At 58.2% G+C, this 13281-nt stretch carries 12 protein-coding genes, 6 tRNA genes and 1 other RNA gene; 14 read left to right on the forward strand and 5 right to left on the reverse strand.

Features of this window, described 5'->3' with window-relative positions; translation table 11 throughout:
* Position 1: 1 nt before the first annotated feature.
* Positions 2-919, reverse strand: coding sequence for an aliphatic sulfonate ABC transporter substrate-binding protein (locus tag J2Y91_RS01385; protein WP_133623129.1), 918 nt, complete (start codon positions 917-919; stop codon positions 2-4).
* Positions 920-1068: 149 nt separating this feature from the next.
* Between J2Y91_RS01385 and J2Y91_RS01390 the strand changes: the two genes are divergently transcribed.
* From J2Y91_RS01390 to J2Y91_RS01410, 5 genes are all read left to right on the forward strand, one after another.
* The gene (locus J2Y91_RS01390) at positions 1069-1968 is read left to right on the forward strand and encodes a LysR family transcriptional regulator (protein WP_253536864.1); all 900 of its coding nucleotides are present in this window, start codon (positions 1069-1071) and stop codon (positions 1966-1968) included.
* Positions 1969-2074: 106 nt separating this feature from the next.
* Positions 2075-3157, forward strand: a complete 1083-nt coding sequence (locus J2Y91_RS01395; RefSeq protein ID WP_133623127.1) for an LLM class flavin-dependent oxidoreductase — start codon at positions 2075-2077, stop codon at positions 3155-3157.
* The gene (locus J2Y91_RS01400; RefSeq protein WP_133623126.1) at positions 3157-4131 is read left to right on the forward strand and encodes an ABC transporter substrate-binding protein; all 975 of its coding nucleotides are present in this window, start codon (positions 3157-3159) and stop codon (positions 4129-4131) included. Before J2Y91_RS01395 ends, J2Y91_RS01400 begins: the two co-directional genes overlap by 1 nt.
* Entirely contained in the window at positions 4124-4708 is a 585-nt protein-coding gene (locus J2Y91_RS01405) for a cysteine dioxygenase family protein (RefSeq protein WP_133623125.1), read from the forward strand. Before J2Y91_RS01400 ends, J2Y91_RS01405 begins: the two co-directional genes overlap by 8 nt.
* Positions 4701-6299 (forward strand): rhodanese homology domain-containing protein, encoded by a 1599-nt coding sequence (locus J2Y91_RS01410; protein WP_133623124.1) that lies wholly within the window; start codon positions 4701-4703, stop codon positions 6297-6299. Before J2Y91_RS01405 ends, J2Y91_RS01410 begins: the two co-directional genes overlap by 8 nt.
* A 154-nt stretch (positions 6300-6453) precedes the next feature.
* On the opposite strand, the gene J2Y91_RS01415 is transcribed toward J2Y91_RS01410, so the two are convergent.
* Positions 6454-6529, reverse strand: a tRNA-Ala gene (locus tag J2Y91_RS01415).
* A gap of 50 nt (positions 6530-6579) precedes the next feature.
* Positions 6580-6655, reverse strand: a tRNA-Ala gene (locus J2Y91_RS01420).
* A 345-nt stretch (positions 6656-7000) separates the two neighbouring features.
* Here J2Y91_RS01420 and J2Y91_RS01425 point away from each other — a divergent pair.
* Both J2Y91_RS01425 and J2Y91_RS01430 read left to right on the forward strand, forming a co-directional pair.
* Positions 7001-7789, forward strand: coding sequence for a formate/nitrite transporter family protein (locus J2Y91_RS01425; protein ID WP_133623123.1), 789 nt, complete (start codon positions 7001-7003; stop codon positions 7787-7789).
* 152 nt (positions 7790-7941) lie between these two features.
* Complete coding sequence (locus J2Y91_RS01430; RefSeq protein ID WP_048915280.1) at positions 7942-8292, forward strand: YfeC-like transcriptional regulator; 351 nt, start codon at positions 7942-7944, stop codon at positions 8290-8292.
* A gap of 45 nt (positions 8293-8337) precedes the next feature.
* Here J2Y91_RS01430 and gltX read toward each other — a convergent pair whose 3' ends face one another.
* Complete coding sequence (gltX, locus tag J2Y91_RS01435; RefSeq protein WP_048915279.1) at positions 8338-9747, reverse strand: glutamate--tRNA ligase; 1410 nt, start codon at positions 9745-9747, stop codon at positions 8338-8340.
* Between the two features lie 272 nt (positions 9748-10019).
* Here gltX and J2Y91_RS01440 point away from each other — a divergent pair.
* The 6 genes from J2Y91_RS01440 (at position 10020) to J2Y91_RS01465 (ending at position 11205) form a co-directional block, all read left to right on the forward strand.
* Positions 10020-10095 (forward strand) — tRNA-Val (locus tag J2Y91_RS01440).
* 52 nt (positions 10096-10147) lie between these two features.
* A tRNA-Val gene (locus tag J2Y91_RS01445) sits at positions 10148-10223 on the forward strand.
* Positions 10224-10258: 35 nt separating this feature from the next.
* Positions 10259-10334, forward strand: a tRNA-Val gene (locus J2Y91_RS01450).
* Positions 10335-10338: 4 nt separating this feature from the next.
* Positions 10339-10414: transfer RNA gene (locus J2Y91_RS01455), tRNA-Lys, on the forward strand.
* A gap of 31 nt (positions 10415-10445) precedes the next feature.
* Positions 10446-10569, forward strand: a non-coding RNA gene (locus tag J2Y91_RS01460) — RtT sRNA.
* 291 nt (positions 10570-10860) lie between these two features.
* The gene (locus J2Y91_RS01465; RefSeq protein WP_048915278.1) at positions 10861-11205 is read left to right on the forward strand and encodes a FlxA-like family protein; all 345 of its coding nucleotides are present in this window, start codon (positions 10861-10863) and stop codon (positions 11203-11205) included.
* Here the strand turns inward: J2Y91_RS01465 and J2Y91_RS01470 are convergent.
* Positions 11202-12122: a LysR family transcriptional regulator gene (locus tag J2Y91_RS01470; protein ID WP_048915277.1), complete on the reverse strand. Its 921-nt coding sequence runs from the start codon at positions 12120-12122 to the stop codon at positions 11202-11204. The genes J2Y91_RS01465 and J2Y91_RS01470 overlap by 4 nt on opposite strands.
* Positions 12123-12215: 93 nt before the next feature.
* Here J2Y91_RS01470 and J2Y91_RS01475 point away from each other — a divergent pair, with 93 nt between their 5' ends.
* On the forward strand, positions 12216-13238 hold the full coding sequence (locus J2Y91_RS01475; protein ID WP_133623122.1) for a bile acid:sodium symporter family protein: 1023 nt from the start codon (positions 12216-12218) through the stop codon (positions 13236-13238).
* The last annotated feature ends 43 nt before the right edge of the window (positions 13239-13281 follow it).

Here is a 13281-nt window from a genome sequence, read left to right on the forward strand (position 1 = left end):
ACTATTTCCCCGCCGATAAGGAGAGATCGATAAACGATTCGGCCTTGAGCGGTTTCGGGATCAGGCCATTTTTCGCGTAGAAATCAGCGGTATTTTGCTGGATAGCCAGCACCTGCGCCTTATCGCTGACCACCGTATTGATCTCACGCTTCACCTTTTGCAGCGCGACGTCCTGCGGGATGCGCAGCAGCTTAGCAATTGACGCGGCGTACTCCTGCGGATGCTGCGCCCCCCAGGCCCGTGCGCGCGTCAGCCGCTGGCTGAAGTCCGACAGCTCGCTGCGCCTGGCGGCAATCGCGCTGTTGCTGGCGACCAGGTAGTTGAGCGCCGGGTAATCTTTGCCGTCAGCAATAATCTGCGCGCCGGACTGCTGGGTGGCGAACGAGACGTAAGGCTCCCAGGTGGAAACCGCATCCACCCCGCCCTGATCCAGCACCAGCGTGGCCTCTGCCGGGGTCGTGAACACAAAATTGACCGCTTTAACCGCGACACCAGCGCGTTCCAGCACCTGCAGCGCCAGATTATGGCCCGACGAACCTTTGACGGTGGCAATGCGCTTGCCCGCCAGCTGCTGTGGCGTGGTGATAGCACTGCCCTTTTTGACGATAATCGCGTTACCCGCATACTGAGTGGCAAGAATGCCTTTGGCATCCAGGCCGGCGGCCACGGCAAAAGTGAGCGGTGCATCGCCGACCGAACCGGCATCAATCGAGCCGGCGCGCATCGCTTCCAGCAGCGGAGCGGCATTGGCAAATTCGTGCCAGTCGAGCGTATACGGCAGATTGTTCAGCTCGCCAGCGGCTTCAAGGATGGCACGGGCATTGCCGCGCTGATCGCCAACCGACAGCGTGGCGGCAAAGCTGGTGGAGCTGACGGCGGCCAGCAGCAGGGAAACAGGAAGCAGATAGCGTGATTTCATCGGGTGTCTCAGCAAGTGGAAAAAACTGAGACTAGCACCGCGCTGTTTATAATCTGAACGCATTTTATCGGCAATAAATATGCATAATGAGCATATTAAATTCCATAACGAGCCATTATGCTGACGTTTTTTACTGCTGGAAAACTGCGATGAAACTGGAAGATCTTCACGCCTTTGTCACCCTTGTGCAGCTGCAGTCCACGCAGCAGACCGCCAGCCGACTCGGGCTGACTCAGCCTGCCGTGACGCGACGGGTGCAAAACTTTGAGGAGGCGCTGGGCGTGCTGCTGCTGGACCGCCAGACCAAACCGCTGAAACCGACCGCGCTTGGCCTGCTGGTGTATCAGCAGTGCAAGCGCATCGCCGCTGAAGTAGAGGCCCTGACGCAGCTGGTCTCTGGTGATGCCGCCCCGCAGGGCGTGCTGCGCTTTGGCCTGCCGCACAGTCTGACCGATGATAGCCTGCTTCCGGTGCTGGCCGCCGTACAGCAGCGCTACCCCGATTTACAGCCACGCCTGAGCAGCGGCTGGGGTAATCAGCTACTGCAGCAGCTGGATCAGGCCCAGCTGGATGCCGCCCTGCTGCTGTTCCCGGCGGGGAAAATCTTTGACGGTGGATTGCAGGCGCGCGGTCTGGGTGCCGTGCCGCTGGTGGTGGTGGCCGCCGATGACGGACAGCCGCTGCCGCGCACGCTGGCACAGTGCTATGCCCGGGGCTGGATCCTCAATCCGGACGGCTGCGGTTTTCGTGCCGCAATTGCCCGCGCGCTGGCGGACCAGGGGTTGCCGCTTCAGCTGAATATGGAAGTTCAGGGCACCGCGTTGCAGCTGGGGTTAATTGCCGGGGGCAGCGGGCTGGGCATTTTACCGCGCATGCTGCTGCCGCGTGCCGCAAAGCAGCTGCGGGTGCGGGAAGTCCCGCTGCAGGACTTCAGCCCGCAAAGCGAGCTGTGGCTGGTGCATCCGGCGCTCCCGGCCAGCCATCAGGCCGCCGTCAATCTGTTCGCCACGACGCTGGCAGGTGGATTTGGTCTCAGCGAGCATTGCTGATTTTTATATTAACAACGAAGAATTATGAATTTCACACATAGTGTTTTCGGCTTTAGGGTTGGCTCTCACCCCGCCAGTGCGCGGCGTTCACCACGGAGAGCACAGCATGAGCATTCAGTTCCTCGGTATGATTGGCCACCGCCTGGCCTCGGAAACCATTAGCGCCAGCGGCCCGGTGTTTAACAAACAGTATATTGCCGACTTCGCCCGCGCCCACGAGGACGCGGGGTTCGACCGCATTCTGATCGGCTACTGGTCCGATCAACCCGACGGTTTTCTGGTCACCGCCCATGCGGCGGCCAATACCTCAACGCTGAAGTTTTTACTGGCGCATCGCCCCGGCTTCGTCTCGCCAACGCTGGCGGCGCGCAAGCTGGCAACGCTTGACCAGTTAACCGACGGCCGCCTGGCGGTGCATATCATCAGCGGCGGCAGCGATGCCGAGCAGCGCCGCGACGGTGACTATCTGAATAAAACCCAGCGCTATGCGCGCACCGACGACTTCCTCAGCGTGCTGAACAGCAGCCTGACCTCCGCGCAGCCTTACGATCATCAGGGCGAGTATTATCAGGCGGAGCAGGCATTTTCGGCGGTAAAGCCCGTGCAGGGTAAGCTGCCGATCTATTTTGGCGGTTCCTCCGACGAAGCGATCGGCGTGGCGGCTCGTCACGCCGATGTGTTTGCGCTGTGGGGAGAACCGCTGAAAGGCGCGGCGGAAACCGTGCGCACCGTGCGCGCCGCAGCCGCCCGCCACGGGCGTGAGATCGGTTTTAATATCTCCTTCCGCCCGATTATTGCCGCCACGGAAAAAGAAGCCTGGGAGAAAGCGGAATATATCCGCGAAGAGGCGCGCAAAAGGCTGCATGAGAGCGGCCACAATTTTGGCTCCACCAAGCCGCAAAGCGTGGGGGCGCAGCGCCTGATGGCCGCCGCCAGTGAAGGTGAGCGTCTCGACAGCGTGCTGTGGACCGGCATCGCACAGCTGGTCGGCGGCGGCTATAACTCCACCTCCCTGGTCGGCACGCCGGATCAGGTGTCTGATGCGCTACTCAAATATTACGATCTCGGCATTGAGAGCGTGCTGATACGCGGCTTCGACCCGCTCAATGATGCGCTGGAGTATGGCCGCGAGCTGATCCCCCTGACGCGGGAAAAAGTGGCGGCTCGCCGCGTGGCAAGGAGCGCCTGATGAGACGTCATGCACTTTACGCCCTGCTGCTGGCGGCGGTGGCGACCTCGGCACTGGCGGCGGAAAAAGTCACGCTGCGGCTGGGCGATGTCAAAGGCGACCGCTTTATCTCGCTGCGCGCCTCGGGACAGCTCGATAATCTGCCTTACGAGCTCAAGCTCAGCTCGTTTGATTCCGGTGCGCCGGTGCAGGAAGCGCTCAATGCCGGGGCGCTTGACGTTGGCTTTACCGGCGACCTGCCGTTTCTGTTCGTCTATGCCGCCGGCGCGCCGGTGAAAGCGGTCGGTGCCTGGCAGAATAACGCCGACAGCATCGCCCTGCTGGCCCGCCCCGGCAGCGGCATCCACAGCCTGCAAGATCTGAAAGGTAAGCAGATTGCGGTCAATCGCGGCGGCTGGGGGCACTTTCTGCTGCTTGGCCTGCTGGAGCGTGCCGGACTGAAACCGCAGGATGTCACGATGCGCTTCCTTGGGCCGGTGGACGGGCGCGCCGCGCTGGCGACCGGATCGGTTGATGCCTGGGCCACCTGGGAGCCGTATGTCTCCTCCGCTATCGTGGTCGACCACGCCGTGCTGGTACCGCAGGGCGGCGGCAAGGGCATTCTTTCCGGTTACTCCTATGCGCTGGCGCGTGAAGAGGCGCTGAAAGAGAGCGGTAAACGCCAGGCTATTAGTGACCTGCTGGCAAGGCTGGCGAAAGCGCAAATCTGGGCACAGCAGCATCCGCAACAGTTTGCGCAGGCACTGAGTCAATCACTCAACATGCCGGTCAGCATTACCCAGCGCTGGATCGCCTCTGCGCAGATCCGCCCGACCCATTTTAATCCGCAGCTGGCGGCAACGCTGCAAAAGTCAGCGGACTTCTTCTATCGCTATAAGGTACTGCCAAAAGCCATCGATGTGCATAACGCCTTCGATTATTCGCTGGCCGACGCGGCCAACCGCATCGCCGCCGGGGAGAACCCCCATGAGTAATCCACAACGACTGCGTACCTTTCTCGCCGGGCTGGCGAGCCTGCTCGACGAGAAGCCGCAGCAGCAGGAGATCCTGCTGCACGGCAGTGCACTGCTTAAAGAGCTGGTGCGCGTTGATGACTGGCTGCCCGATGAGTTCGCCCAGCCCGATCCCGCGCGCTACCAGCAATACTTGCTGTATGCCGACGCGCAGCAGCGCTTTTCAGTGGTGAGCTTTGTCTGGGGGCCGGGCCAGACCACGCCGGTACACGATCACCGCGTCTGGGGGCTGATCGGCATGCTGCGCGGTGCCGAGGTTTCGCAAGGCTATCGCCTGACGGAAAGCGGCCTGCAACCCGACGGCCACGCTGTGCGGCTGGAGCCAGGTACGGTTGAGGCGGTGTCGCCGCAGGTGGGCGATATCCACCGCGTCAGCAATGCCTGGGGTGACCGCACCTCGGTCAGCATTCACGTCTACGGCGGCAATATCGGCGGCGTGCGCCGGGCGGTCTACCTTGATGACGGCAGTGAAAAACCGTTTATTTCCGGCTACAACAACACGCATTTACCAAATATCTGGGATCTCTCACATGACTGAATTCAATCCGCTTACCCGCGACTATCATCAGCTGCGCCACGCGCTGCTTAATCGCCAGGAGGTGGCGCTGGTCGATGTGCGCGAAGAGGCCGACTACGCCAGCGGGCACCCGCTGTTCGCGGTGAATATCGCGTACTCCAAATTGGATATCGAAATCCTTAACCGCATTCCGCGGCTGAATACCCCGGTGACGCTGTATGACAATGGCAGCGGGCTGGCGCGGGCTGCGGCGCTCAGGCTGCACGAGCTTGGCTATCAGGATATTGCCCTGCTGGCGGGCGATCTGGCAGGCTGGCGTGAAGCCGGAGGCGAACTGTTCATCGACGTCAATTCGCCATGCAAAGCGTTTGGCGAGCTGGTCGAAAGCTGCGCCGCAACCCCTTCACTCAGTGCCGAAGAGGTCGATGCACTGCTTCGCAGCGGCAAACCGGTGGTGGTGCTCGACGCGCGCCGCTTTGATGAGTACCAGACCATGAGCATTCCCGGCAGCATCAGCGTGCCGGGCGGCGAGCTGGCGCTGCGCGTGCGCGATCTCGCCCCTTCACCGGAAACCACTATTATTGTTAACTGCGCCGGACGCACGCGCAGCATTATCGGCACGCAGTCGCTGGTCAACGCCGGCGTACGTAACCCGCTTTTCGCCCTGCGCAACGGCACCATCGGCTGGACGCTGGCCGGCCTGGCGCTGGAGCACGGACAGTCACGCCAGTATGCAGGCACCAGCGATACCGCGCGAGTGCAGGCGGCGCGCCAGGCGAGGACGCTGGCAGATAAAGCCGGCGTGCAGCGCACCACGCTGAAAGAAGTACAGCTGTGGCAGCGCCAGCAGCAGCACACCGTTTATTTGTTTGATGTGCGCGCCGCCAGCGAATACGAACACGGCCATCTGCCGGGCAGCCGTCATGTGCCCGGTGGCCAGCTGGTGCAGGAGACGGACCACTATGCCAGCGTGCGCGGCGGGTGGATCGTGCTAATCGACGATGACGGCGTGCGCGCCAACAGCACCGGCTCGTGGCTGGCACAGCTGGGCTGGCAGGTGTGGGTGCTGGACGACCTGTGCGCGCAAGATTTCAGCGCCAGCGGCGGCTGGGCACCGCTTATCCCACCTCTGCCAGCTCAGCAGGAAGTTGAACCGCATCAGTTGGCCAACTGGCTTGCAGAGGGCGATACGCAGGTGCTGGATTTCACCACCAGCGCCAATTACGTCAACGCGCATATTCCCGGTGCGGCCTGGCTTCAGCGCTCGGCACTGACGCAGCAGGGTGCGGCCATTCTGCCCGCCGCGCAGCGTTACGTGGTGACCTGCGGCAGCAGTATGCTGGCACGCTATGCAGTGGCACAGCTGGAAGCGCTGACGGGTAAAGCGGTTATCGTGCTGAAGGGCGGAAATACGGCATGGAAAGCGGCGGAATTGCCGGTGGAAGCTGGGGAAACAGCCCTGCTGCTGCCGCGCATCGATCGCTATCGCCGCCCTTATGAGGGTACGGATAACTCCGCCGAGGCTATGCAGGCGTATCTCGATTGGGAGTATGGTCTGGTGGCGCAGCTGGAGCGCGACGGCACGCATGGGTTTAGCGTGCTGACGGGGTAAAATTCGTCGCGTCGCTATGCCGAAACAGGGGGCGGGCGTACGTCCAGACCGACCGCGACAGCGGTTTCTGGCCGGTAGTTGTAGCCTGCCCCTGATAAAACGCAGACGAAAAAAAATCCGCCTGAGCAGATTATTGTTCACATCATTAAGAATTTGGTGGAGATAAGCGGGATCGAACCGCTGACCTCTTGCATGCCATGCAAGCGCTCTCCCAGCTGAGCTATACCCCCACTACTAACTCTGCGATTTTTCGGTGCCACCCAATCTGCTGGTGAAGATTTGGTGGAGATAAGCGGGATCGAACCGCTGACCTCTTGCATGCCATGCAAGCGCTCTCCCAGCTGAGCTATACCCCCAAGCCGAAAAACCGTGTCGTGTTGACGGCGGGGATAATATGAAACGGTGGGGTTGGTGTCAACGGCAAAATGATAATCTGAGATCGATCGCTGAAAAAGCCGTCAAAGCGGGCAAGAAAGCGCTAACTCTCTGTTTTCTGCGGCGGTCTCATGCCTCTATATCTGCCTGAGCACTTTTTCTGTTAAGCGCAGGTTAAAACACTCCTAAAAGCTACTTGTTTTTGTTAATTGAGCGTGCAAAACTGCGGCGTTTTTTGTTGCCGGATCCCCTTGTGCGCTGGATACAAGCGTATTTAACCGCCCGCAGAATCCGGCCCTTTTTGTCACTACACCACCAGAGTTATTATGTCATTGCACACACCAAAAGAAATTGCGGCCGTTGCCGTTGAGTCTGGCGTGGTTAAAAGCCGCACCCCGGTTTCCTCATTACTGATCCTTGGTTTTCTTGCCGGTGCGTTTATTGCATTCGGTTTCCTGCTCTATATTCACGTCGTTAACCAGCTTCCAGCAGACTGGGGCTCTTTTGGCACCCTGCTGGGCGCAGCGGTATTCCCGGTGGGGATTATTATCACCGTGCTGGCGGGCGGTGAACTGCTGACCGGAAATATGATGGTGATGCCCGTCGCCTGGTTCGCACGTCAAATCAGTGCGCTGAGCGTCATGCGTAACTGGTTCTGGGTCACCGTTGCTAACTTTATTGGCAGCGTGGCTATCGCCTGGTTCTTTGGCCATATGCTCGGCATGACCGAAGGCGACTACCTGAAAAAAACCGTCGCTATTGCCAGCGCCAAAGTTAACGCCGATTTCATGCACGCGTTTATCTCCGGCGTGGGCTGTAACTGGCTGGTCTGCCTGGCGACCTGGCTGGCTTTTGCCAGTAAAGACGTGGTGGGCAAAATCTTTGGCATGTGGTTCCCGGTGATGGCGTTTGTGGCTATTGGCTTCCAGCACGTTGTCGCGAACATGTTTATCGTTCCTGCGGCCATTTTTGCCGGTTACCTGAGCTGGGGCGAATACCTGCCAAACTTTATTGCGGTATTCCTTGGTAACGCCGTCGGCGGTGCTATTTTTGTGGGTCTGGCCTACTTTGTTGCATTTCGTGCACCGCAGCCAGCAAGCTCGACTTCCCGCTAATCGTGCTATCCCCTGCTTATGCAGGGGTATTTCAGATCCTCCTCAACTTTTTTACTCTTCGTTCTGCCAGAGTTAGTAATTTGTGTTAGTTGTTCATGTGATGAATTGTTGTAATATGCACAATGACTTTATTCGGCAAAAGGGATGGTAAAGTGAAAAAGGATTGGTTAACGCCGGAAGAACTGGCACAGCAAACAGGTTTTAGCAGACAGACCATAAATAAATGGGTGAAGAAAGAGGCTTGGACGACCGCACCGAAGCCCGGTGTTCAAGGTGGAAAAGCACGCATGATTCATATTGATGAACGCGTAAAGCTCTTTTTGAAATCGACACGTCATGCTGCAGAGCCTAATGCCCAGTACCGCGTCAATCAAAATTCTCTTCCCGCACTTTTAGTGACTTCATTGCAGCAGTTGAGCCATGAGGAACAGGAGAAGCTGGCAGCGATGCTGCTACGCGAGGGAATTCAGGGGATTTTGCAGCGATTGGGTATCAGTAGTTAATACTATAAACCCGGCCTGGCGGCCGGGTTTTTTAATGGCGGAGGGTTAGGCTTCGCGGGTGGCAATAAACGCCAGCGCCTTCTCAATGCGCGCCACGCTGCGTGACTTTCCAATAGCATGCACTGTCACGTCCAGCGCAGGAGACTGACCGCCACCGGTCACCGCGACACGCAGCGGCATGCCAACCTTGCCCATGCCGACTTCCAGCTCATCCGCCGTCGCCTGAATCGCCTGATGGACGTTTTCCGCCGTCCAGTCGCTGATAGCAGCCAGCTTGTCACGCACCACTTCCAGCGGCTGACGCGCAACCGGACGCAGGTGCTTCTTCGCGGCATCAGCATCAAACTCAGCAAACTCTTCATAGAAATAGCGGCAGGACGCCGCCATCTCTTTCAGCGTCTTGCAGCGTTCACCCAGCAGTTTTACCAGCTGCGCCAGCTCAGGACCGGTGCGGGTATCAATGTTTTCCTGCTCGATATGCCACTGCAGGTGGGTAGCCACGTATTCCGGAGCCAGGCTGTTGATATAGTGGTGGTTCAGCCACTGCAGCTTTTCGGTGTTAAACGCGCTGGCAGATTTGCTGACCTGATCGAGATCGAACAGTTTGGTCATCTCTTCAAGGGTGAAAATCTCCTGGTCACCGTGTGACCAGCCCAGGCGCACCAGATAGTTCAGCAGCGCTTCCGGCAGATAGCCGTCATCGCGATACTGCATTACGCCGACCGCACCGTGGCGCTTGGAGAGTTTCTTACCGTCATCGCCGAGGATCATTGAAACGTGGGCATACACGGGCACCTGCGCGCCAATCGCTTTCAGGATGTTGATCTGACGCGGCGTGTTGTTGATGTGGTCTTCACCACGAATAACGTGGGTAATTTCCATATCCCAGTCGTCAATCACTACGCAGAAATTATAGGTCGGCGCACCATCGGTACGGCGAATGATCAGGTCATCCAGCTCCTGGTTGCTGAACTCGATCGGGCCACGGATCTGGTCGTCAAAAATAACCGAACCTTCCTGCGGGTTGCGGAAACGCACCACGCAAGGTTCATCATCCGCATGATGCTCATGGCTGTCGCGGCAGCGGCCGTCGTAGCGTGGCTTTTCGTTGTTTGCCATCTGGGTTTCGCGCAGCGTTTCCAGACGCTCTTTAGAGCAGTAGCACTTATACGCGCTACCCGCTTCCAGCATCTGGTCAATCACCGTGTTGTAACGGTCAAAACGCTTGGTCTGGTAGTAAGGGCCTTCATCCCAGTTGAGATTCAGCCAGTTCATGCCATCCATAATGGCATCGATCGCCTGCTGAGTTGAACGCTCCAGATCGGTGTCTTCAATACGCAACACAAACTCGCCGCCGTGATTGCGGGCAAATAGCCAGGAGTAAAGTGCGGTACGAGCGCCGCCAACGTGCAGATAGCCAGTTGGGCTGGGAGCGAAGCGGGTTTTGATTTTCATTAATGAATGCCTTATTACGCGGATGCTTTGGCCAGTGTCAGAAGCGTGCTGTCACGTTCTGATTTTTGTGGGGCACATTCTACCATCTGTCGTCGAATCCTCAACGCCATTCCCCGTCTGCCGGGGGAACATTGCCTTGATTTCGTTCAGCAACCCGCTGTTTTTGCCTGAAATCACCACTTCCTGACTATTTTTACGACGAACACACATTTTACATTGAAAAAGCGTTGACTCATTTCGGCGACTCCCTATAATGCGACTCCACACAGCGGGGGTGATTAGCTCAGTTGGTAGAGCATCTCCTTTACACGGAGGGGGTCGGCGGTTCGAGCCCGTCATCACCCACCATCATTTGATGAATGATGCCCGCGAAAATGCAGTACCCAGAGATTCGAGATATGGGTGATTAGCTCAGTTGGTAGAGCATCTCCTTTACACGGAGGGGGTCGGCGGTTCGAGCCCGTCATCACCCACCATATCTCAGTAAGATTTCTGGCCCGCGTGACGATATGGGTGATTAGCTCAGTTGGTAGAGCATCTCCTTTACACGGAGGGGGTCGGCGGTTCGAGCCCGTCATCACCCACCATATCGGGTCGTTAGCTCAGTTGGTAGAGCAGTTGACTTTTAATCAATTGGTCGCAGGTTCGAATCCTGCACGACCCACCAATGTAAGAAGGCGCCCTAAAGGCGCCTTTTTGCTATATGCGATTCGGGCGGGGTTCGAACCTGCAGCAGGTTCGGGTCGAACGCAGTGAGACAGCGTTGCGCCAGCAACGACCCGAAGGGCGAGGCGAAGCCGAGTTATCCTGCACGACCCACCAATGTAAGAAGGCGCCCAAAGGCGCCTTTTTGCTATGTGCGATTCTGTGCGATTCTGGCTGACCGAAAAAGAGGGTCAGCCACTACAGGCTGGTAAGTCGCATATCGCGCCGGGTTTCGTAGGGGACGACCGCTTTTCTGGTCGTCCCGTATTTGCCGCGCAATTCCCCCAACTTTACTGGTCACCCTGCCCCTCTTTGCACTTTCTTATCACTCCTTTTACGCTTTAACGCCTCAAGTCTTATGCGATCCCGTCCGATAACCCGTATTGGTTAATGACAAAGGAGACAGAGATGAGCACTATCGGCAGCAGTAGCAGCGTCGCCAGCAGTTCAGGCAGCGGCAGCTCAGCTTCACAAACCACCAGCATCACCAAGCAAATCATCGCGCTGGAAAACCAGCTTAAAAGCCTGAGTGATGACCATGAGCTGACGGATGAGCAGAAGTCTGAGCAGCAGCAGATGATCGAAGGCCAGATCGCGATGCTGCAGGCACAGCTGGCGCAAATCCAGCAGCAGCAGGCGGAAAAAGCGGCGGAAAAGCAGGAAGCGAGTAAGCAGCCTGATAGCGGCAGCAGTAAAGTTGCTGACGGCGTTAACCGCCCAACGGCAACCAATACGCTGAACGTTTATATCTAAAACGGCGGCGCACTGGCCCGCTGTTGCGTCAGCAGTTCCGCCTGCTGACGCACTTCCTGCCAGATAGCTTCTGCCGCAGGCGTCAGCGAGCGGTTTTTACGCCGTATCAGCATAATGGTGCGATTTATTTCCGGCAGAATGCGCTTGACCATCAGCGGCCTGCCCTGCGGTAACGGCAGGGCCAATGCAGGCAAAATGCTGATACCAATCCCTGCTTCCACCATCGGGTAAAGCGTGGCCGGATGGCCAATCTCCTGGGCGATTTCCGCCTGCACCTGCTGCACGCGCAGTGCCTCATCAATCAGCACCCGGCTACCGGACGCATAATCCTGTAATACCAGCGTGCGCTGATTCAGCATATGCCAGTGGATGGTCGCCTGCGCTGCCAGCGGGTCATCCTGACGGCACAGCAGCAGAAAGGGTTCATCGAGGATCGCCTCCGACTCCAGATCGTCGGCCTGCAGTGGCCCGACGACAATGCCAAAATCCACTTCCGCATTGCGAATGCTTTGCAGCACCCACTGCTGAGGGCGGTCGCGCAGCATCACTTTGATCTCCGGGTAATGCAGCTGCCCAGCCGCCAGGCACTGCGGCATCAGGTGTGCGGAGATGGTCTGGCTGGCTGCCACACGCACCGTCCCGCTGCGCTGCTGCCCGTAGCTGCGCACATCCAGCAGCGTGTTGTTCAGCTCCTCTAACAGGCGTTCAAGGCGGCTGGCGAGCTGCTCACCTGCTTCGGTCAGCAGCACTTCACGGGTAGTGCGATCCAGCAGGCGAATACCCATTTCGTTTTCCAACTCTTTAATGCTATGGCTGACGGCAGACTGGCTCAGGCCAATCAGCTGCCCCGCCTGGCTGAAACTGCCCTGCTGGGCCACGGCAACAAACACGCGCAGCTGACGAAGCGTATAATTCATCGATTTTTCTCATATATGAATTCAATAAATCAATTTTATTTCTAAACCTCCTCAGCGCACAATAGCCGCATGTTTTTTTAACCGGGCATTAACATGCGTATTTTTCGTATCGACCCACTGATGTTGAAACTGATTATCACCGTGCTGCTGGCCTCTTTCCTGCCTGCGCGCGGCCATTTTGTTGATTTCTTTGAGTGGCTGACTACCGCCGCGATCGCCCTGCTGTTCTTTATGCACGGCGCCAAGCTGTCGCGGGAGAAAATCATCGCCGGCGGCGGCCACTGGCGTCTGCACCTGTGGGTAATGTTCAGCACCTTCGTCATGTTCCCGGCGCTGGGCATGCTGTTTGTCTGGTGGCATCCGCTTAATCTCAGCACCGAGATTTATACCGGCTTTATGTATCTGTCGATCCTGCCGGCTACCGTTCAGTCATCGATTGCCCTGACCTCTCTGGCCGGGGGGAACGTTGCGGCGGCGGTGTGCAGCGCTTCGGCTTCCAGCCTGCTGGGGGTATTTATCTCTCCTCTGCTGGTTGGCCTGCTGATGAACGTCCACAGCGACGTCCCGGGCGGCAGCCTGGCGCAGATCGGTCGCATTATGCTGCAGCTGCTGGTGCCGTTCGTGATTGGTCATCTGTCGCGCCGCTGGATTGCCGGATGGGTTGAGCGCAACCGTGGCCTGATTGGTAAAACTGACCAGGCGTCGATTCTGCTGGTAGTTTACTCCGCCTTTAGTGAAGCGGTGGTCAACGGTATCTGGCACCGCGTGGGGGCGATGACCCTGGTATGGATTGTGGTCGGCAGCCTTGGCCTGCTGTTTGTGGTGCTGGCCGTTAACCTGGCCGCCGCGAAGCTGTTCGGCTTTAATCGGGCGGATGAGATCACCATTCTGTTCTGCGGCTCGAAAAAGAGCCTGGCAAACGGCGTACCGATGGCGAACATTCTGTTCCCGTCCGCGGCGGTGGGGATTATCGTTCTGCCGCTGATGATCTTCCACCAGGTGCAGCTGATGGTCTGTTCAATGCTGGCGCAGCGCTATAAGAAGGCGGGAGAGAAGCTGGCCACCGGGGAAAAAGCCACCACGAGTAGTAAAGCGGTGGTTGAATCGCAGAAGTAACGTGCCACACTTACCGTCGCAGACCGAGCGGCTGCGACGGTTA

Source organism: Erwinia aphidicola (genome assembly GCF_024169515.1).
Classification (GTDB): Bacteria; Pseudomonadota; Gammaproteobacteria; order Enterobacterales; family Enterobacteriaceae; genus Erwinia; species Erwinia aphidicola.